Origin of the sequence: Pseudomonas sp. yb_2, from assembly GCF_043103905.1 — a bacterium.
Lineage (GTDB): Bacteria > Pseudomonadota > Gammaproteobacteria > Pseudomonadales > Pseudomonadaceae > Aquipseudomonas > Aquipseudomonas alloputida.
Window position 1 is genome coordinate 131,026 of sequence record NZ_JBICKH010000076.1, and the last position, 21,617, is coordinate 152,642.

Here is a 21,617-nt window from a genome sequence, read left to right on the forward strand (position 1 = left end):
TTATTTTCGCCAAGGCATGAAGAATGTCTTGGCTTTTTTATGGAAAAAGAAATTGAAAAATCGGAAAAACAGCCTGGCTAAACCCTCCCAAAAACCGGCCGCAGTCCAAGCACCCGAACTCGAAATAATTGTTGCAGACGTGGTTGTTCCTACACCTAAAAAAAGTGCAACTCGGAAATACTCTATTGTAACAGCTGCTTACAATGTCGAAGCTTATCTTGACGAGTTTCTTAGCAGCGTCACAGAACAAACCATTGACTTTGAAAAACACATTGAATTAATCATTGTTGATGATGGCTCGCAAGATGAGACTGCAAACATCGCAGCGTCTTGGGTACGTCGCCACCCCAAAAACATTCGATATCTATATCAGCAGAATGCTGGTCAAGGTGCAGCAAGGAACAATGGCCTAAAATACGCCACCAATGAATGGGTAACCTTCATCGATTCAGACGACTTACTCTCCAACGACTATTTTGAATGCATCGATAAGTTCATTAACTCTAACACTACTGAACTTAAAGCTGTTTGTGCCAATTTCATATTCTATTATGAGAACAAGAAAGAACTGAGCGACAGCCATCCCCTGAGATTCCGCTTCGCAAACGGCAATGTGACACTACCCATTTCCAATCCCGGTAGAAACATTGCACTGAATGTCAATGCCGTATTCTTCAAGCGCGCGAGACTCATACAGAGCGGCCTGCAATTTAACCCTCTTGTGAAGCCCGGCTTTGAAGACAGCTTGTTTGTAAATAGCTACTTGCTTGAAGCTTACAAAGATAAGGTTGGCTTCTGTGCAGATGCAAAGTACATTTACAGAAAGCGTGATAATGGAACATCTACACTTGATACCGCCTGGCAGCACCCTGGTCGATATGACCATCAACTTCGCCTTGGTTCTCTAGGTCTGATCAAAAAAAGTATCGCACTACTCGGAAGCGTACCGAAATTTATTCAGCGCGTTGCCATGTATGATATCGCCTGGCACATAAATAAAGTCATCCGATTTGACTCCGACATTCGCAGCTTAACCAAACCTCAGCTTGATCACTACAAGACATTGATGCAGGAAATTTTCAGCCATATCGAACAAGATACGCTGATGAATTTTGAGCTTGCGGGCATGTGGTTCTTCCAAAAGCTTGGCCTAGTGGCTAAGTACAAAGGGCACACACCAAATTTCAATATCAGTTACATTGATAACTACGACGCCACAAAAAATCTGGTGAAAGTCAAATATTTCACGCCTACTAAAGAAATAGACGAACAAGTATTTGTTGATAACAAAATCCTAGTACCAACGTATAGCAAAACACGGATTCATCGCTTCTTTGACGAACCGTTTCTTTACGAGCGAATTTTGTGGTTACAGTTGGGCGACGGAGATAACTTCCGGATTACAGCCCAGAACAAGCCCACTCGAGTCACCTTGCAAGGCAAGCAGTTCAAAGACGAAGTTCCGATCGAATTAATCTATCGTGCATTTGACAAAAAACCTATTGACGAATCCAATCTTCCCGAAGACATCTTGGAGATTCGTCAAGCAGCATCTGAACCAACCATGGTAAGTAAATTTGGTGGATGCTGGCTTTTGATGGATAGAGATAATTATGCCGACGATAACGCAGAGCATCTATATCGGTATATATCAAAGCACCACCCTGAAATTAAAGCATTCTTTGTGCTCCACGAAGAAAGTTCAGACTATGAACGTCTTGCTCGCGAGGAATTTAACTTAGTCGCATTTGACAGCATTGAGCACAAGGCCGCACTGATTAACTGCGCACACTTCATTTCGTCCCACGCGGACAATTATATCTTCTCAGACATCACCAAAAAGCATTTTGGGGACCTGACAAATTATAAGTTTACATTCTTGCAACACGGTGTAATTCATAATGATCTATCAGTCTGGTTGAACACAAAAAACATTGACTGCTTTATCACCTCAACTCAAGATGAATTCAACTCCATTTCTGGAACAGGCCCATACTTGTTCTCCAGCAAGGAAGTAGCTATCACTGGACTTCCCCGGCATGATGTATTCTATGATGGAAACCACACCCAGAGCTCAGCCATTCTGATTATGCCTACTTGGCGTAACAACATTGTTGGCTCTCCGATTGGTAATAGTAATATCCGAGAGATTAATCCAGACTTCTCTAAAACAGAGTACGCCCACCACTGGAAGGGATTACTGAATAGCCAAACACTGAAGAAACTTGCCACCAAAAACAAGATAAAAGTCATCTTCGCGCCACACGTAAATATTAGACCTTACATCAATGAATTCGAGTGCCCTGAATATATAGAGATTTGGAAGGATGACGGATCGGAGTCAATCCAGACCTTGTTTAAAGCCTCAAAAATTATGATAACGGATTATTCATCTGTTGCTTTCGACATGGCAGCAATGAACAAGTCTGTAATATACTATCAGTTTGACGAATCAGAATTCCTTTCTAAGCATACAAGTCGACCGGGTTACTTTGACTATCGTCGTGACGGGTTCGGCCCAGTTTGCTCAAGCCAAGTCGAAGTAGAAGGTAACATTGAGAACCTGCTCAACTCTGATAGCGAAGAGTCACAGTTCTATTACGCTCGATGCGAAAAGACTTTCGTCTTCCATGATGGTAACAACTGCCGACGTACAGTTGAGGCGATCAAAAAGCTCGAGCTCAATGTAGTCCCGAAAGACCATGAAACTTTCGCCTTGGTTGAAACCGGCACTTTTGCAATGACTGCCAAAAACTGGAATCTGGCTATTTATTGCTTTGAACAAGCTATTGCCTCTCCATTGCAGTCTGATGTCAGCGTATACGCTGGACTCATTAAGTCACTACAGGAGTCAGGGGACCATAAGCGCTCCCTTGAGGTTCTGGAGCATGCTCAAGCTATCCATGGCAATAACGATGAACTCAATAGCTTCAGCCTGCAGGCCATTTTTAAGATGCGCCCAATCAACGATGCGGTCAGTATTTATGAAAAACTAATAACAGTAGCCAAGCCAAAGTCTATTCCCTCAACGATTGTCGCAACTGCGGCAAACCACTACTTAGCCCAGGGGCTACCCGATAAAGCATTGGCGCAACTTACATTCGCGGACAACGAATCCCACCCGGATATAATCCGCTGCCGCGCAACAGTCGCACTAGAAAGTAGTGATTGGGCAAACGCCGCTGATCTTTGGAAACAAGTACTATACACCTCCCCTACCGAAGATCATCGCCTCAAACTCTTCGAAGCGCAATACAATGCTAATCAGCATCAAGAGTGCATGCTAACACTTAAACAAATGCGAGAAACAAAGGATTTTGGCGCTCTGAACATACCTGCTGCTGAAATATTTTTCCAGAATTCAAAATGGGCGGATGCAGACAAGTATTGGACGCTTGCGAGCCAATCAAATCAGCTGCACGCAGACACTTGGCTGAAGCTTGCTAGAGCGCGACGTCGTGCTGGTAATCCAGAGCTCGCCAAAGAAGCGTTGATAAACGGGTTAGAGTCTACAAATGAGCGTTTAAAGCTGCAAGAAACCTCCCTGATTCATCTCGCCTTGAGCAACTGGGATGCTGCTATCGAAAGCTTTAATTACTTCCTTTCCAGGAAGGACCTTAAACCTAACAGAGACGCAAAGCTGGACCTCGCCTATGCACTGCATAAATCCGGAAACACATTAGCCGCTGAAAAAGCCCTTGCCGACTACAACAAAAAGCATGGTGAAGACAGCAGGAGTGCCAAAATAGCGTCTGATATTAAACAAGGTCATATTGGCCAAGTGGCGTCTTAAGCTGTGAGCGGCGCGCGGACCTTTTAATCGCGCGCCGTTTCATTTAGCAAAACCTATTATCGCAGCCACCTCGGAAAGCAATGCATTTGCGTATGAATAAATCGCCGTTTGATGACTTGACTATCTTAGTACCACTGGATTTCTCCCAGAGGCCATTCGATATATTGTCTAAGGCCTACCATCTATGCAAAACTATCAATTCGATCGGCTGCAAAATAGTATTTGGCCATGCTGATCGTGGAACACTGATTGACAGATTCGCCTATAATACCCTTAGCTCCTTCTCAAAAACATATGTAGCAAGCAAGAAAACAGACAACCACGCCATCAACACCTCTTTACTTAGAAATATCGCCTTTGAACGCGTTCAAACTAAGTTCTTACTTATATTGGACGTTGATATATGGCCCGATCTTGAGCTATTCACTAAATACCTCGCGCTTCTCGCCAGCGAGAAATCACCTTTGTTCTTCATTCCGTGCGTATATCTTACAGCAAAAGGAACGAAAGACCTTAGAAAGAAAAAAATAAACCCTGCCGAACTAACAAAAAGATTTTTCAACTTTTCCCGTAAAGATTTCTTGCATATCGCTAGCCCCTCATCCATTACCTTTATGCATTCTGGAGACTTTCTACAAGTTGGCGGCTTCGATCAAAAATTTGAAGGTCACGGTTATGAAGATTTCGACTTTATGATTCGCTTGGCGCGCCACCACGAACTGATATCGCCAACGCCTTCATTTTTTTCTAATCAAACATCTCGCTCTCCGTTATTCGCCTCTGGGTTTCGGCGAGAGCTGGGCAGGTTATGCTTGCCCGCTTTATTAAATAAAGATTTTGCATATCACCTACATCACACAAAACCCAAAGTTTCTAAATATCACGATAGCCGAGCAAGCAACTTCGAGATCTTCAAAAGCAAGCATCAAGTACTATCTTCCAGCGGAGAAGAATCCGCCACACTTATTGAAGACTTTATCAAGTTATGCTCAAATAACGGCCAACCAATTTCACATTTTTCTGCATTGTTCGAAAATAAACCAGGACATGTAGACAGGTACGATACATTTAAACGCCGCTTAAGGTTTTTAATCAATGACTAATAAACCCGTACGCTACAAAAAACTTAAAAAACTAATTCGTGACCCTAACCTCTTCTTCTATGACATGTTTCGTAAGCGTGTATTCAAAGGTGCCCCACCGGCCGCGCTTCAGAAGACCGCTCAGACCTCACTGACTACCGCCAAAACCATTGACCTGATGGAGGTTAACCGCACTGGTTTACCAGCTTATATCCGTAAGCACTTAAACACTGGTCAAGGTGCTGAGGATGGTAGAGACCCGAATAGTATTGTAATTTGGAGCGGCTACATAACTGGACTTATTTCATTTCTGGCTGACCTTAAGGCTGCCGCGCCTACGGACATTACAATTTACACGCTAGGTGGAGGTGTTAACATTGTATCCCCGGCAGCTCAAAAACTCGACACAGCATCAACCTCCAAAGCGCTTAGTTCACGACCAAACTTTGTGGTCGAGATTTCAAGCCCTCAAGGACAATTGTGCGTTCTGCATTTTTACCCATATGACATTGGCCCGGACGGCGACGCTACCGTTCGCTCTAATCGTGCTTGGGTCAGGCGGTTTGCCGTTCAAGACTTTGACAGAATTTTTAATAAAGCTGCAGATGCTGAATGTGAGAAGATTGATGCGGTTTACACTTGGGTAAATCATGCAGATACTACGTGGCAGTCTCTTTGGAAAGAGTCATTCCCAGAGCAGCCGTTCGACCCCGACCGCTACACAAGCAATGATGAGCTACGGTACTCTCTGCGCTCACTCAACAAGTACGCCCCATGGCTGAATCGTATTCATATTGTCTCTAATTGTAGCAAACCCGCTTGGCTAGTAGATGACTCAAGAATAAACTGGGTTACGCACGAAGCGATTTTCCCAGACAAAAGTGCTCTACCGACATTCAACTCGCATGCGATAGAAGCTTGCCTACACAGAATTCCAGGCTTGACAGAAAAATTCATCTATCTCAATGATGACTTCATACTTTCACAACCCTGCCTCCCTGTAGACTTTTTTGATGAGACAGGCCGATCCGTCACTTACTTTGAGCCCTATGGCATGGTAAGCGGAATACCTACAGCAAAAGCACCGGACTATCTTATTGCAGCAAATAATGTTAGAGCACTTTTGGCTAAAGACTTCCCACATTACAATGCGAGAACCCTGCATCGACATGTGCCCTACTGCCTGAAAAAATCAGTTATGGCTGAAATCGAATCAAAGTACCCAAGCGCATTCACCAAGACTCGACTTTCCAAACTGAGAAGCGAACAAGATGTAAACATTACATCGTTTTTCTATCATCACTATGCGCAGCTAACAGGGCAAGCAGTCAAATCCGACGCATCCGGACTAATTGTCCGACCTAACAATATTAGCGCCATCATATCCAAGGATGCGTTTAAGTATAAATTCCTTTGCTTCAACGACGGTAACGGAAGCGCTGACGACACCAATTACAAAGAAATGACAAAAAAGTTCTTTGAGCTAAGATTGAGTCATCGCGCACCTTGGGAGCGCACAATAATTTAAGTAATTATTCCTGTCTTTCATGCGACCAGCCGAAACTGGTCGCATATTATGACTAGCACAACAAACCAGATATATACGGAGATTTTTTTCTATCAAATATCATTTTCTTGAAGTCATCATCCTCTTTCTCGAGCTCTCTTCTAAAAGCATCCTTGTCAGCACTAACTTCGTATACCGAAAGCAATGCAAAAAACCGCTTAAATTTCCTATTTCGAGGAAATTCAATCTTATTGCAGAACTCAAAAACCTGGCGACTAGTTCTTTGGCTCAATGCCAGCAAGGCTATTGAGAAAATGTGCTCTTCTGCGCTTGGCATAAATTTAGCTAACAAAGCTAAGCTATTCATAGCTTCAGGGTAGTCGCTCTCAGTGAAGCTCTGCGTTCTATCAGAGCCTACCAGTGACAAACTGAAACTTTTCGAGTAAGTCTTTCTCCACTTATTCTTATATGTGAAAATATGAACATCCTTTGAGATTCTTTTCGAGTTAATCGAGACCTCATCTCCAGTCTCACCGGAAAGCCTAAGAGCGACTGGCGTTGAACTTGAAATATTTTTTATCAAACCAAATAGCCATTCACTACTTACCGAGACTAATTCCACCTCAGCATTCCGCACACTTTCTTGCAAACCAGCAACCTTTGAGCGTAACTCTTGTATGATTGGCCTGACTTGCGCAGACAATGCACAACCTTGGAGATTTTCAGTATGGAGAGAGCTGTACTTTTCATACTCTTCAATATTTTTCAACTCCAATTTCGCCCTATCTGCTTTAGGTTGCGCCCTACGCCTCAGCCACTCCTCCTTGGATTTTGTGTAGTAATGATGAATCCTGGCTTTGCCGGCTACTGGTGACTTTAACTTGATAGGCATCCGCTGATCCCACTCAGCCGTTCTCAATGCATTATCAAGGTAAATACCACCTAGCAGGTCACATATATGAGTCCGCATATTGTAAGTATTCTTACTCGCGAACAGTGTTTTCACCGTCCTAGCCACTTTTGCATCACATTTTGTGAAGCGCTCTATTACCAATTCATTGGTTTCCGTGAGCTGACCACCGGACCCAAATATTAGCCATGGGAAAGCAATAGCCCCTACATTAGGGCTTACATGCTCTGCCTCGGCAATTAGAGACTGCACACTGCCATCGTCAATAACCAAAAACTCATCAAGATCGCATATCAACACATAATCGTAATCTTGTGCATAACACTCTAAAAAGTGTCCATATGCATCACGCTGGGGCGGAATACCTTCTTTACGCGGCCAGTGAACTCGAGTTAATTCTTTTACTGCATGCAATGACGCCAAGAGCTCTGAAGTACCATCATCGCTGACATTGTCATATATGAAGACCCCCTCAAACCCAAGTGACTTATAGAAAGCCACCCACTCCTCAATATAGTTGCGTTCATTTCGGCAAATCGCACAAACCGCCACCCTATATTTCAAGTCCGACATCATCCCTCTCAATCATATATATACAGCTTAATAAATTAAACGCCCTGAATCCCGCACAGGAAAAAATCAGATCGACGCTCACAACTTCCAGCGAGCTACAGAATAGCAATTCTCAGTTGCCCATCAAAGTACATTTGTGTATTATTTTCCATGCTTCCACGCTTTCATTTTGATAAGGATTTTCATGATTCGCAAATGTTTGTTCCCTGCAGCTGGCTACGGCACTCGCTTCCTGCCTGCAACCAAAGCCATGCCTAAGGAAATGCTGCCGGTGGTCAACAAGCCATTGATCCAGTATGGCGTCGAAGAGGCATTGGATGCCGGCCTGAATGAGATCTCAATCGTCACCGGTCGCGGCAAGCGCGCCCTGGAAGACCACTTCGACATCAGCTACGAGCTGGAGAACCAGATCAAGGGCACCGACAAGGAAAAATACCTGGTCGGTATCCGTCGTTTGCTAGACGAGTGCTCGTTCTCCTACACCCGCCAGACCGAGATGAAAGGCCTCGGCCACGCTATCCTCACCGGCCGCCCGCTGATCGGTGAAGAGCCATTCGCCGTGGTATTGGCAGATGACCTGTGCGTCAACCCGGAAGGTGACGGCGTACTGACTCAGATGGTTAAGCTTTACAAGCAATTCCGCTGCTCGATTGTCGCCATCCAAGAAGTCGACCCGCAGGAAACCAACAAATACGGCGTAATCGCTGGCGACATGATCCGTGACGACATTTTCCGCGTCACCAATATGGTCGAGAAGCCAAAGCCTGAAGACGCCCCGTCGAACCTGGCGATCATTGGCCGCTACATCTTGACCCCGGATATCTTCGACATCATCGCCAATACCCAGCCGGGCAAAGGCGGTGAAATCCAGATCACCGACGCGCTTATGCAACAGGCGCAGAAAGGCTGCGTGATCGCCTACAAATTCAAGGGCAAGCGTTTCGACTGCGGTGGCGCCGAAGGCTACATCGACGCGACAAATTTCTGTTTTGCAAATTTTTACAAAGCAGGTAAAGCGTCGTAAGAAAAAGCCACCTTTAGGTGGCTTTTTTAGACAAAGCACTACTCATAGTGCATACCTTTACATAGATGAAAGTACCAACCAAAACCAGAGAAGGTCAACGCAACGAACAAAATACCCAGTATTATTAGCAAGGTCATTATCGTTAGTCCTGCATTGCTGAAAAAGCAATCTAGGCCATATATAACCGCGCCAATATTTCATTTTTATTAAAATCTCTAGCCGTTCGTCAGCATATCCTTACTAAGAGCTTTTTCTTCCATCCAAAAACTGTAATAATTTTCTGGTAAAAATAACAAGACCTTCTACTTGATGGCTATGCGCGCTCAAACCATCAACACCAGATCAATCAAAGATCTCTACTACACCAACAAGCACACCACTTTCGTTTGTAACCGCCAGAGCCCTAATTTTATTGTCAAGCATGTAAGATTCAGCCACCGAAAGCTGCGCATCTTGTTGTATCGTATGAGGGTTGCCTGTCATAAACTCACTCACGACGGAGTGAATAGTTCTTTCATCCGCCAGCAATGCACGACGGAGATCCCCATCAGTGACGATGCCGACCAGCTTATCGCCATCCATCACAATGGTAAGGCCCAATCGGCTTTGAGTCATGACGAGCAGACAGTCATGGAAACTTGTAGTTGGTGTTACGACCGGCGCTGGTGAATGCATAACATCGCAGACGCGGGTCAATAGCTTTCTACCCAAGCTGCCACCGGGGTGATAACGAGCAAAATCCATTGGCTTGAAGCGGATCGCTTCAATCAATGCGACAGCCAAGGCGTCTCCCATGGCCATAGTCGCTAAAGTCGATGTTGTCGGTGCCAGATTATTCGGACAAACCTCGCGCTCCACCGAAATATCCAACCAAATGTCGGCGTGCTTTGCCAATGTCGATTTGCCATTTCCCGTCATGGCGATGATTTTGTTCCCAAACGACTTCAGGCTCGGGATCAGCTTAATCAACTCTTCCGTTTCGCCGCTGTAGCTGATGAGAATCAGGACATCGATCGGCTTAAGCATTCCCAGATCGCCATGGAAAGCCTCGGCAGGGTGCAGGAAAAAGCTTGGCGTACCCGTGGAGGCGAAGGTGGCAACCATCTTTTGTCCTATCAGGCCAGATTTGCCCATTCCGCAGACTACGGTACGGCCTTGGCAACCGAGAATGAGTTCAACGGCGCTTTGGAATTCCCCATCCAAGCGGTCTGCCAATTGGGTTACGGCCTGCGCCTGTGCAATGAGAGCTTCTTTAGCGATGCTGAGGTGGTTCATTTTCGTCTCTGAGATTGCAGATAGTACGGCGTACCGAATGGTAAGGTTTTTGGCATGTTAAGCAAAGCGCCAAGGGCAGAAGCTGGATCAAACCTCGCCCCTGAGCCGTTAAAAATGAAGCGCGGAAGGATCGTCGCCGCCCACCCAACCCAAGGGATACCACCCTGCGTGCCTCCGTATGCGCCTTGAAAATCAACATCTTGTTGTAATTTTTCGTTGTGTCTTGGCCCTACATGACGCAGCATGGTCGTCTTTAGAGCTATAGATTGACGAAGGGCTGCTGCTGATTGGATGTCATGAATACCCCTTCTCACCCGCCTGCACTGGGCAAGACGCTCTACCGCTGGCACCATGCCCCCCTGGCAAACCACTTGCACGCACTGATGCCCCAGTGGAGGGGGCTGGCGCTGGACATCAGTAGCCAGGACTTGGCCTCGAATGCCTCGTTTGTTAACTACGTGCGCCACCACCGCCTGATTGACCCATGTACCGGGCAACCCGTCGAGTTAGTAGAAAAATCGATTCGTAAGATTGCGTTCCTTGGCAGTCAGGAGGCGCGACTGCATCGCGCGGAGGGAATGCTGACAGGTAGCACACATTTTAGATACCCGTTATGCCTGGGGGTAATCGAAACGCCCTGGGAGAGTTTGATTTTCACCGAGTTTGTACGCGGCAAGCCACCGCGTATGCACGCGATAGCGCGTCAACTGGCACTGGGCATTACTGAACTGGAAGACCTTAGCCATAGCTGGATAAGGGATCAATCGCTGAGCAAGGCACCATTGCTATGGAGCATGGATTTCTTCCGGCCATGGTTCCTCTTAAGGCCTCGATTCAATTTTTTGCGATGTTTGCCTGGGCTAGTTGCACTTGGGCGTGAGGATGCGCTATTTGCTGGATTGGCCGAGCGTTTCGATAAGTTCAAGCCATTAATACGTAAGCTGGCCGTTGCGGCGCAGCGCAGTCCACATTGCATCTGCCACATGGACTACCTACGCAAAAACCTCTTCGTCACCAATGGACAGTTGCATCTGATTGACTGGAGCGAGGTCAAGATAGGGCGCATTGGCTTCGACGGCGGCGCCTATTTGGGAAGCCTGTTCCGACGAAAGGAAATGGCGCTTTTCCTGTCAGCGCAGAAGGAGTTCAGCGAAGCTTACCGCAGCGCGCTACCAGAGAAATTCAATCCTGATGAAGCTGCTCGGAACCAGCAGTATGTGTTCCTTTTGACAGCGCTTTACCACTGCCTGCGCCCCGAAACCATCCAAGAGTACCGTGAGCGAGATCGCATGCCTCTGCTGCTGGAGAAGTACAAGTACCTCCTCAGCCTGCTGTGAATAGATGTCACTTTGATGTCATCCTCTGAGATCTACCCGGATCCATTGCGTTTCACCGGGAAAAAAACGCAATAAAACCATCCAACAATCCTGAATCTGTATTAAGATTCGCCGCTTCAAATCGTCCACTGGATACTTGGCCTTCTGCCCATTGCGACCTTGGTAACGGAACCCCGCTACACGTTTATGGATGACGTTTTGCCTCGCCAACGCCTGTTGATCCTGTCCAAAGGAGCTCAGCAGATCAGAACTTTGCCTGCGCTGCTGCCCGATTTCGAGCTGCAGAACGGCGTCGTGGCTGACGTTTCGGAAGCGGATTGGGTAATGGCATGGGGCCGCAAACCAAGCGCGCACTTGGCCATGGCCGCTGCGCACAAAGCCGGAAAGCCGGTGCTGACAATCGAAGATGGGTTCCTGCGTTCTGTAGGCCTAGGTGCCGATGAGCCGCCACTGTCTCTGATTGTCGATGATGTCGGTGTCTACTACGACGCCCGCCAACCTTCTCGGCTGGAGCAGTTGATCGCTGAGCCCCTCACTCACGAGCAGCAAGCACGAGCGATGGCGCTCAAAGCGCTCTGGCAAGAGCAGCGGGTGTCGAAATACAACGATTCGCGTATTGAAGTGCCCGCCCTTCCAGCGAACTGCGTACTCGTGGCAGACCAAACGTCCGGCGACGCATCGTTGCAAGGCGCGACAGCTGACGATTTCGTGGCGATGCTCAATGAAGCTTTGGCTCGTTACCCAGCTAGCACCATTCTCCTCAAGGTCCACCCTGACGTGGTTGCAGGGCGTAAGTCGGGGCACTTCGATCTGGCTGCAGTAGCAAAGCTCCCGCGGGTGATGGTTCTAACTCAGAACGTTCATCCTGCTGAGCTTTTGCCGCGCATGCGCGCGGTATACGTAATGACTTCGCAGCTAGGCTTCGACGCATTGCTGTGGGGGGTACAGGTACATACCTGGGGCATGCCATTTTATGCCGGATGGGGGCTGACTGATGATCGTCTGCCCGCCCCTTCTCGCCGCTCGCCGATTAGTCTTGCCCAACTGATCCACGCGAGCTTGGTGCGCTACCCACGCTACATCTGTCCTGAACGGGGCGAGCCGAGTACCCCGGAATCTTTGATCAAATGGCTAGGCCTGCAACGCTACCATCGCAGCTTGATGCCAGCATCGATGCAAGTATGCGGTTTCAGCCGCTGGAAAGAGCCATTAGCCAAACTGTTCTTCAACGGCAGTGCGATACGCTTCGTCAAACCCAAGAAGCGTGTGTCTGCGTCGATGCCCGTCATTACTTGGGGCTGCAAACTCGATTTTGAGCTGCTCGGCCACCCCCAAAAGATCCACCGCGTTGAAGACGGTTTTTTGCGCTCTGTCGGCCTAGGCGCTGGTAAAGCTCGGCCACTGTCGTGGGTGATCGATGATATTGGCATTTATTACGACGCCACACGCCCGTCGCGCTTGGAACAAATGCTCGCCAACAATACGTTTGACACCCAGTTATTGATGCGCGCACAAGAGCTGCGCCTGGCGATCTGCAACGCGGGGCTGACCAAATACAACCTGCCGGGCAAGTCCTGGCAACGGCCAACAGATGCGCACAAGGTAATTCTCGTCACCGGGCAAGTCGAGGGTGATGCCTCGATTCGCTTCGGTGGCACAAGCATTCTCAGCAACCTGCAGTTGCTGCGTGCAGTACGCGAACGTAATCCACAGGCCTGGGTGCTGTACAAGCCGCATCCAGAAGTACTGGCAGGTACACGTGCAAGCGGCAGCGACGAAGCGCAAACGGTGCACTGGTGCGACGAAGTCATCGGCGACACTCCCCTGCATCAACTGTTGGCGGTGGTCGATGAGGTGCATGTGCTCACTTCGCAGTCGGGCTTCGAGGCACTGCTTCGTGGAGTGCCGGTTACCACCTATGGCCAGCCATTCTATGCCGGCTGGGGACTGACGATGGACAACGAGCTGGATGCTCAAGTGCGAAGTCGACGCTGTCGAACGTTAACGCTGGATGAACTGGTGGCGGCGACGCTCCTGCTTTATCCCACCTACGTCAGCCGAATCACCAATCGTTTCACCACTGCAGAACAGACCCTTTACGAACTACAACACTGGCATGCATTACCGCAGCCCGGAGCAACTTCCAGATGGCAGGATTTGAAACGACGGTTGAGCAGTTTGCTGGGCAGGAAGCGCCCGGCAGCCTGATTCTCGAGCCGACGCGTCGTCCGCTGCTGGGGATTCCGCGTAATAGCTTTCTGTTTCTACAAGGCGTGAGCTCACCCTTTTTCAATCGTTTGGCCAAAGGCCTTCGTTCGATTGACCAGCGGGTGCACAGCATAAGCTTCAACGTAGGTGACGTGCTCTATGGTTCCGGTTCACGGCAGCGCTGTGGCCAGCAAACAGCTGATTTAGAGGCCTACTATGCGAAGACTTTTGGTGAGCTGAACATCACCGACCTTGTCCTGTTCGGCGACTGCCGCCCGGTACACCGCACGGCGATAAGGCTTGCCCGCCTGCAAGGCATTCGCGTGCACGTCTTCGAGGAAGGCTACTTCCGCCCTTACTGGATCACTCTGGAGCGCGACGGCGTCAACAACAACTCGCGCTTGCCACGGGACCCGGAGTGGTACCGCGAAGTGGGCAAATACATCCCGCGCTACCAAAACGGCAACTCGTTCAAACTGTCGTTCACCGCGCGCGCAGCACATGATGTGATGTATCACACCGGGGGCGCCCTTAACGCCCTTTTCTACCCGAACTACCGAACCCATGCCCCTTTCAACGCCGCAGTGGAATACGCAGGCTTCATTCGCCAAGGCCTGCGGCTGCTCCGCGCCCGCAGCCGCGATGACGCTCTGGTCGCCGATGTCGCCCGTGAGCGCCAGCCCACCTTCCTGCTGCCGCTGCAGTTGGACAGCGACGCGCAGATCCGCGACCACTCGCCGTTCGACAACATGACCCAGGTCATCGAGCACGTGATCGACTCGTTCTCGCTGCACGCCCCGTTCAATGCCCGCCTGCTGGTCAAGAACCATCCGCTGACGCCTGGCCTGGTCAACTACCGGCGCGTCACCGAGGCGCTGGCCCGCGAATACGACGTAGCCGACCGGGTCGAGTTCATGGAAAGCGGGCATATGCCAACCTTGCTCTCGCACATCAATGGCATGATTACCGTCAACAGCACCGCCGGGGCTTCGGCGCTGCTGCACGGGCGCCCGACCATCACCCTGGCCGACCCTATCTACGCCATGCCCGGCCTTACCCACCAAGGCAGCCTGGCTGATTTCTGGCACACACCGGACATGCCGGACATCAAGCTCTTCCATCGCTTCCGCAACACGGTCATCCACACCACCCAGGTCAACGGCGGCTTCTACACCGCCTGCGGCATGGACATGGCCGTGGCCAACTGCCTGGAAGTGCTGATGGCGAAAACCTCAAGAATCGAAAAATACCTATGAGTTCGCATGCCTCACCCCGCTGCATCCTCATCACCGGCGCCACAGGCGGTATCGGTGGCGCGCTGGCGCCTGCCTACGCCGCCCCGGGGGTGACGCTGATCCTGCAAGGCCGGCGCCAGGACCGCCTGGCCGAAATGGCCGAACAATGCCGCGCCCTGGGTGCCCAGGTGCTGCTGGAAGCCCTCGACGTGCGCGACCTGGACGCCCTGCGGGCCATGGTGCGCAGGGTGAGCGAGCAGCATCAGCCCGACCTGGTGCTGGTGGGCGCAGGGCTTAACACCGCCGTGGGCGCCAATGGCGAAGCGGAAGACTGGGAGGACAGCCGCGCCCTGATGGAAGTGAACGTGATGGCCGCCCTGGCCACCGTCGAAGCCGCCCTGCCCGCCATGCGCAGCCGAGGCGACGGGCAGATCGCCCTGTTCAGCTCGCTGGCGGGCTGGCGTGGCTTGCCGGTCACGCCGACCTACAGCGCCAGCAAGGCCGCTATCCGTGTGTACGGCGAGGCCATCCGTGACTGGCTGGCGCCGGAAGGGGTGAAAGTGAATGTGATTGTGCCGGGGTATGTGGAGTCGAAGATGTGCTTCGAAATGCCCGGGCCTAAACCTTTTCTGTGGACCGCCGACAAAGCGGCCAGGCGTATCAAGCGCGGGCTGGCGGCGAACCAGGCGCGTATCAGCTTTCCGTTCCCGCTCAACCTGGGCACCTGGCTGCTGGGGCTTATCCCGCAGTGGCTTTCTTCGATGATCCTGCGTGGGTTGAAGTACAGTGATTGATGTTTCCATGTTGCCGGTCGCTTTGATCGGCCTGGGCTTGACCGTCGCGGTCGAGCGCCTGCTGGTTCCCCGCCCTGCCCTGCGTCGCCCGGCCGATTGCTGGCTGCTGCACGCGGGGCTGTGGTGTGTGGCCTTCGGGCTGTTGTATGCACTGACGGCGCGGCCGTTGTTCAGTGGCGTGAATGTGTTGCTGCTGTGGCTGCTGATCGTGCTGGTAAGCAACGCCAAGTATCACTCGCTGCGCGAGCCGTTTGTGTGTGCAGATTTCGAGTATTTCAGCGATGCAGTGAAGTTCCCGCGGTTGTACTTGCCGTTCTTTGGCTTTGGCAAGGCCGCGCTGCTGGCGGTGGGCTTTCTGGTTTACCTGTGGGCGGGGTTGAGCTTCGAGGTGCCGGGCGCGCGGCTTGAGGCGTTGCTGCCGTTGGCGCTGGGCCTGGGCTTGCTGCGCCTGGGGCATCGGCCTGTGAAGCCGAGTTTTGATGCCGAGCAGGATGTGCGTGGCTGGGGGTTGGCGGCCAGCTTGTGGCGGTACTTCTGGGCGGCGCGGGCGCCGGTGGATAGGGACGGGCTGGGCTCGCCGTTTGCGGGTGGGGCGGCGCCGGCCTCTTCGCAGCCGCCAGTGGCCCAGGCCGGGGCGCTGCCGGACTTGGTCTCGGTGCAGAGCGAGTCGTTCTTCGATGTGCGTGGGCTGTGGCCTGGCGTGCGCCCGCAAGTGCTCGAACAGTACGACCTGCTGGCCAGCCAGGCGCTGGCCCGGGGCAAACTGCAGGTGGCAGCCTGGGGCGCCAATACGGTGCGGACCGAGTTCGCCTACCTGACCGGCATCCCTGCCGACCGGTTGGGCGTGCACCGCTTCAACCCGTACCGGGTGCTGGCCCGCCAAGGCCTGCCCAGTATCGCCTCCAGGCTCAAGGCGCAGGGGTACCGGACCATTTGCATCCACCCGTACGACGGTGGTTTCTATGGCCGCAACAAGGTGTTGCCGGCATTGGGCTTTGATGAATTCATCGATGTGAAGGCGTTCAACGCTTCGCAAAAGGCCGGGCCGTTCATTGGTGATTGCGCCGTGGCAGACAAAATCCGCGCGCTGCTGCAGGCGCCAGGCCGCACACAGCCGCTGTTCATCCATGCGGTCACCATGGAAAACCATGGTCCGTTGCACCTGGAAAGCGTAGCCGCGCACGAGCTGCCGGCCTGGTTCGACCGCCCGCTGCAACCGGGCATGAAAGACCTGGCGCCCTACCTGCGGCACATCGGCAATGCCGACCGCATGCTGGGCATGCTGCGCGACACCTTGCTGGCCCAGCCGAACGAGGCGCTGCTGTGCTTCTTTGGCGACCATGTGCCGATCTTGCCCGAGGTGTACCAGGCTGTTGGTGCGCCCGCAGGTGATACCGACTACCTGGTGTGGTCCAACCGCCGCCAGCCTGGCTGCGGGGCCAGGCCAATGCCGGTGCAGCAGCTTTCCAGCACATTGCTGGGCCATGCCTTGGCGCCGGCAACCCGCCAGGACACGCCCATGGCCAGTGCCGGGGTAGCCTGACAACGTGGTGCATATCGTTTTGGGATCGGACCTGTCGCCGGAGCGTGCCGCCGACCCTGCCTTGGCCCGCTTGCTGACCGAGGGCCGGGGGTCGCTGGCGTTTCTGATTGGCAATACGGCCTGCCGCTATCGCCTGGTGGGGGCGGCTATCCACTGGGACCGTGTGCTGCTGGCCTTCGACGGCGAGCAGGCACTGGGCTTTGCCGCATTCAAGCACGGCCGGCGCGGGCCGTTTGCCTTGCACTGGCGGCCGTTCGTGCGTGAGTTCGGCGTGTTGAGTGGCTGGGTGCGGTTTATTGGGTTCTGCATGAGCGAACTGCGCGAATGGCGCTACCCGTTCTTGCTGTACGGGCTGCGGGTCAGCAAGGCCGCACGCCAGCAAGGCGTGGGCTCGGCGCTGGTGCAGGCGTGCTGCGCGCACGCCGCCGGCCAAGGCTTTACCCAGGTAGAGCTGGAGGTGCCGCTGAGCAATCATCGGGCGCAGCACCTGTACCTGCATAATGGCTTTGCCCTGCGCCGCAAGCGCTGGGTGCCGTTCCCGCCGGTGCGCAACATGTGGCGGGCCGTGTAATGCACAACACACCGCCCTTTGCACCCCACTCGCCCGAAGGTTACTCGCCACCCGATGCCCTGGTAGACGGCACCGGCTGGGTCGGCATCATGTCGCAATGGGTGGCCTGGAAGGTCCTGCACCTGCCGCAGTTCCTCGGCCCGGAAGGCCCGCCCTTCTGGCTGTGGCGCCGTGGCCGCAAGGCGCCCAAGGGGCTCAAGGCCATTGCCGGTATCGGCTACAAGCAGTCGTCGGCCCATGCCCGGGTGCTGTGCCAGCGCTGGGGGCTGCCCTACATTGCGCTGGAAGACGGTTTTTTGCGCTCTTCGTCGCTGGGCATTGAGGGCGATACGCCGATGTCCATGGTGGTCGACCCGGTGGGCATCCACTACCTGGCTGACCGCCCTTCGCTGCTGGAAAACATCCTGCAGCAGCCCGAGGCGCTCAGCGCTTATGAACTGAATTGCGCCCGCGAACTGATTGCCTTGATGCGCAGCAGCGGCATCGGCAAGTACAACAACGCCCAGGACCTGCCCGACGACGACCCGCTGGGCCGCGAGCGGCCGCTGGTGCTGGTGGTGGACCAGACTGCCGGGGATTATTCAATCCCGGGCGGCGGGCTATGCGAAGCCGATTACGTGCGAATGCTGGATGAGGCCCTGGCAGAAAACCCGGATGCCGACGTGCGCGTGCGCATTCACCCGGACTGCCTGGGCGGGCAGAAGCCCAGTTGCCTGCTGGATGCCGCGCGGGCCCGTGGGGTAACGCTGGAGGCGCGACCGGTAGCCTGGGCGTCACTGGCCCGGCGTGCCCGGCGGGTGTACGTGGGGACCAGCCAGGCCGGGCTGGAGGCGTTGATCCAGGGCGTGCCGGTCACCTGCTTCGGGCTGCCGTTCTACGCGGGCTGGGGGCTGACCGATGACCGCATGGCCATTGCTCGCCGGCAGGCACGGCCAGACCTTGTGCAACTGGTGGCGGCGGCCTATGTGCGCTACTGCCGTTATGTCGACCCATTGAGCGGCCAACTGACCGATGCCTTGACCGTTGCCCGCCAGCTGGCCAGCAAGAAAGCCCGCGATGCTGCGTTTGCCGGCCCCACCACGGTACTGGGCGTGAAGCGGCACAAGCAGCACAACATCCGGCGTTTTTTCGCAAGCCGTTGGGGGCAGTTGCGCTTCAGCGTGGACAGCCCGCAACTGATAAGCCAGGTAGCGGCCGAACAGGGCCGCCTGCTGGTATGGGCTGCGCGCGAGCCGGCCGGCCTGGCCGAACGTGCGCGCCAGGCGGGGGTGCCACTGTGGCGGGTCGAGGATGGTTTCTTGCGCTCCTCGGGGTTGGGGGCTACCAACAGCCCGGCGCTGTCACTGGTGCTGGACCGGGGTGGCATTCATTACGATGCGCAGTCTGCCAGCGACCTGGAGCAGCTGTTGCAGCATGGCGAATTCGACGCCCCATGCCTGGCCGAAGCGGCGCGCTTGCGGGCGCAGATCGTTGCCAGCGGCACCAGCAAGTTCAACCTGCGCAGCAATGTGCGCCCGGCCTTGCTGGGGCAGCCGGGGCAACTGCGGGTACTGGTGGTGGGCCAGGTCGAGGATGACGCCTCGGCGCTGTGCAGCGGTGGTGGTGCCGGGTGCAACCTGCGCCTGCTGCAACAGGTGCGCGCGCGGTTGCCGGATGCCTGGATTCTGTACAAGCCGCACCCCGACGTGGAGGCCGGCAAGCGCCGCGGGCACATTGCCCCGGCACAGCTGGTGGGGCTGGCCGATCAGGTACTGGCGGGTGTGGACATCGCCAGCCTGTATGGCCAGGTCGATGCACTGCATACGCTCAGTTCCACCGCCGGTTTCGAGGCCTTGCTGCGCGGGCTGCCGGTGGTCACCTATGGCACACCGTTCTATGCCGGCTGGGGCCTGACCGAGGACCATCAGCCCTTGCCCCGCCGCACCCGGCGTTTAACCCTGGACCAGTTGGTAGCCGGCGCCTTGTTGCGCTATGCGCGCTATGCCGACGTCCAGCAAGACCTGCCCTGCGATGCCTGGCACGCCCTCGCCTGCCTCAGCGCGCCCCACCCGGCGCCGGTGGCCTATCGGCGAGTGGCGCCGTTGCTCAACTATACCCGGACCATGCTCGGCTGTGGCCGACCATTGGCCCCATCAAAGGACTAGATCATGCCTGTTTCGATCAAGGACATCGGCCGTTACGCGGCACTCCCCTGGCATTGCCTGCAGTTGGCTACCCATGCCAAGTCGTTCGAGAACAACCCGGTGCTGGGCAGTGCCCGGCTCAATGCCCTGGGCCTGCATGTGCAGCGTCGTCAGTTGGCGATGGTCATGGCAGGTTACCGTCGCAATGCGCTGGCCTCGCGGCTGGATGCTGGTGAGCGTGCGCATTTTGAGCAGAACGGTTTTGTCATTCGTGAAAACGCCCTGCCTGCCGAGCAGTTTGCGGCCTTGCGCGCCGAACTGGGTGCATTGCGCAGCACCGGCTGGGAAATGCGTCAGGGCCGCGCGGTTACCCGCCGGGTCAGCCTTGACCAGGACGTGCTGGCGCAAAACCCGGCCAGTGCGGCGTTTGTGGCGGACCGTGGGGTGCGCGACCTGATTGCCTATGCGTCGTCCAATACCGGTGGCATTACCTACCAGTTGCAGTCGATCGTGATCGACGCCGCCAATGCCGACCAGGACCCGCAGACCCGCCTGCATGCCGACACCTTCCACCCCACGGCGAAGGCGTGGTTGTTCCTGGACGATGTGGCGGATGACCAAGGGCCGTTCAGTTATGTGCCGGGCTCGCACCGCCTGACGCCGGAGCGTTTGGCCTGGGAGTATCGTCAAAGCCTGGGGGCGGCGCGCTCCGGCGAGCAGATGCACCGTGAGGGTTCATTCCGCATCGACGAGCCCGAGCTGGCGGCCCTCGGTCTGCCGCCGCCCCGTCGCTTTGCGGTGCCAGCCAACACCCTGGTGGTGGCGGACACGTCTGGTTTCCATGCCCGCTGTGCGAGCCATCAGGCCAGCCACCGCGTCGAGATTTATGCCAGCCTGCGGCGTAACCCGTTCATTCCATGGCGCGGGGCGCACCTGTTTGCATTGCCATGGATTGCCAACCACCACATGCGTTGGGATATCCGGTTGAAGCGGTTGATGGGGTTTGGCAAGAAGAGCCATTGGCGGTTTGTGGAGCAGTTGAATGCGTATGAGGCACCGCATATCTGACCCACGCCCAGTCCCCGGCCCGGTGGCTGGACGCAGGCCGTGGTGTAGGAGCGGGTTCACCCGCGAAAGGGCCGGGCCTGCGGGCCAATATCCCAGGCCAATCACTGCCCCTTGGTCGGTGACGCCCATGCCCACCATCTGCGCCGTCATCGGGTTTCACACCCCGGCAGGCTATACATGCTGACAACCGTCACCCACCAGCGCCGCCCGCTGTTTCACAACTTCAACCTGGCCAGGCTGGTGGTCAATCACCTGCGCCAGGCAGACCGGGAAAACAGCTGCGTCACGCTGGCCTGGGTGGTCATGCCCGACCATGTGCATTGGCTGATAGAACTGAAACAGGTGACGCTGGCCACGTTGATGCGCCGCTTCAAATCAAGGTCCAGCCATGCCTTGCACAAGGCTGGTGTAACAGCCACCCCCATCTGGCAGGCGGGCTACTGCGATCGCGCCATGCGCAAGGATGATGACCTGCTCAACACCGCTCGCTACATCATTGCCAACCCGGTCAGGGCCGGCCTGGCACCCAATGTCGGCGAATACCCACACTGGGATGCCATCTGGCTGTAAGCGT

General features: G+C 54.1%; 15 protein-coding genes. 13 read left to right on the forward strand and 2 right to left on the reverse strand.

Annotated elements, in window-relative coordinates; translation table 11 throughout:
- The first annotated feature begins 16 nt into the window (after positions 1-16).
- The 3 genes from ACF8FB_RS20730 to ACF8FB_RS20740 all read left to right on the forward strand — a co-directional run bounded on the left by ACF8FB_RS20730 (position 17) and on the right by ACF8FB_RS20740 (position 6,403).
- A complete protein-coding gene (locus ACF8FB_RS20730) occupies positions 17-3,793 on the forward strand; it encodes a CDP-glycerol glycerophosphotransferase family protein (RefSeq protein ID WP_392511816.1) in 3,777 nt (1,258 codons plus the stop codon).
- 92 nt (positions 3,794-3,885) lie between these two features.
- Positions 3,886-4,896, forward strand: coding sequence for a galactosyltransferase-related protein (locus ACF8FB_RS20735; RefSeq protein WP_392511818.1), 1,011 nt, complete (start codon positions 3,886-3,888; stop codon positions 4,894-4,896).
- Entirely contained in the window at positions 4,889-6,403 is a 1,515-nt protein-coding gene (locus tag ACF8FB_RS20740; RefSeq protein ID WP_392511820.1) for a stealth conserved region 3 domain-containing protein, read from the forward strand. The genes ACF8FB_RS20735 and ACF8FB_RS20740 overlap by 8 nt, the downstream gene beginning before the upstream one ends.
- Positions 6,404-6,455: 52 nt before the next feature.
- On the opposite strand, the gene ACF8FB_RS20745 is transcribed toward ACF8FB_RS20740, so the two are convergent.
- Positions 6,456-7,865 carry a glycosyltransferase family 2 protein gene (locus ACF8FB_RS20745; RefSeq protein ID WP_392511822.1) on the reverse strand — a complete coding sequence of 470 codons (1,410 nt, stop codon included), beginning with the start codon at positions 7,863-7,865 and terminating at the stop codon, positions 6,456-6,458.
- Positions 7,866-8,049: 184 nt separating this feature from the next.
- On the opposite strand from ACF8FB_RS20745, the gene galU reads away from it, so the two are divergent.
- Positions 8,050-8,889, forward strand: coding sequence for a UTP--glucose-1-phosphate uridylyltransferase GalU (gene galU, locus ACF8FB_RS20750; protein ID WP_104962335.1), 840 nt, complete (start codon positions 8,050-8,052; stop codon positions 8,887-8,889).
- Positions 8,890-9,231: 342 nt separating this feature from the next.
- Here the strand turns inward: galU and ACF8FB_RS20755 are convergent, their stop codons facing one another.
- On the reverse strand, positions 9,232-10,164 hold the full coding sequence (locus tag ACF8FB_RS20755; protein ID WP_104962336.1) for an SIS domain-containing protein: 933 nt from the start codon (positions 10,162-10,164) through the stop codon (positions 9,232-9,234).
- A 296-nt stretch (positions 10,165-10,460) separates the two neighbouring features.
- Between ACF8FB_RS20755 and ACF8FB_RS20760 the strand changes: the two genes are divergently transcribed.
- The 9 genes from ACF8FB_RS20760 (at position 10,461) to ACF8FB_RS20800 (ending at position 21,613) form a co-directional block, all read left to right on the forward strand.
- Positions 10,461-11,501: a phosphotransferase family protein gene (locus tag ACF8FB_RS20760; protein WP_392511825.1), complete on the forward strand. Its 1,041-nt coding sequence runs from the start codon at positions 10,461-10,463 to the stop codon at positions 11,499-11,501.
- A 186-nt stretch (positions 11,502-11,687) separates the two neighbouring features.
- Positions 11,688-13,709, forward strand: a complete 2,022-nt coding sequence (locus ACF8FB_RS20765) for a capsular polysaccharide biosynthesis protein (protein WP_392511827.1) — start codon at positions 11,688-11,690, stop codon at positions 13,707-13,709.
- The gene (locus tag ACF8FB_RS20770; protein ID WP_392511829.1) at positions 13,649-14,965 is read left to right on the forward strand and encodes a capsule biosynthesis protein; all 1,317 of its coding nucleotides are present in this window, start codon (positions 13,649-13,651) and stop codon (positions 14,963-14,965) included. The genes ACF8FB_RS20765 and ACF8FB_RS20770 overlap by 61 nt, the downstream gene beginning before the upstream one ends.
- Positions 14,962-15,738 (forward strand): SDR family oxidoreductase, encoded by a 777-nt coding sequence (locus tag ACF8FB_RS20775; RefSeq protein WP_266024488.1) that lies wholly within the window; start codon positions 14,962-14,964, stop codon positions 15,736-15,738. Before ACF8FB_RS20770 ends, ACF8FB_RS20775 begins: the two co-directional genes overlap by 4 nt.
- 7 nt (positions 15,739-15,745) lie before the next feature.
- Positions 15,746-17,281 carry an LTA synthase family protein gene (locus ACF8FB_RS20780; protein WP_392511830.1) on the forward strand — a complete coding sequence of 512 codons (1,536 nt, stop codon included), beginning with the start codon at positions 15,746-15,748 and terminating at the stop codon, positions 17,279-17,281.
- 4 nt (positions 17,282-17,285) lie between these two features.
- On the forward strand, positions 17,286-17,852 hold the full coding sequence (locus tag ACF8FB_RS20785) for a GNAT family N-acetyltransferase (protein ID WP_392511831.1): 567 nt from the start codon (positions 17,286-17,288) through the stop codon (positions 17,850-17,852).
- Positions 17,852-19,996, forward strand: coding sequence for a capsular polysaccharide biosynthesis protein (locus ACF8FB_RS20790; RefSeq protein WP_392511833.1), 2,145 nt, complete (start codon positions 17,852-17,854; stop codon positions 19,994-19,996). Before ACF8FB_RS20785 ends, ACF8FB_RS20790 begins: the two co-directional genes overlap by 1 nt.
- Positions 19,997-19,999: 3 nt before the next feature.
- Complete coding sequence (locus ACF8FB_RS20795) at positions 20,000-21,043, forward strand: phytanoyl-CoA dioxygenase family protein (RefSeq protein WP_392511835.1); 1,044 nt, start codon at positions 20,000-20,002, stop codon at positions 21,041-21,043.
- Between the two features lie 177 nt (positions 21,044-21,220).
- Positions 21,221-21,613 (forward strand): transposase, encoded by a 393-nt coding sequence (locus ACF8FB_RS20800; protein ID WP_392511837.1) that lies wholly within the window; start codon positions 21,221-21,223, stop codon positions 21,611-21,613.
- The last annotated feature ends 4 nt before the right edge of the window (positions 21,614-21,617 follow it).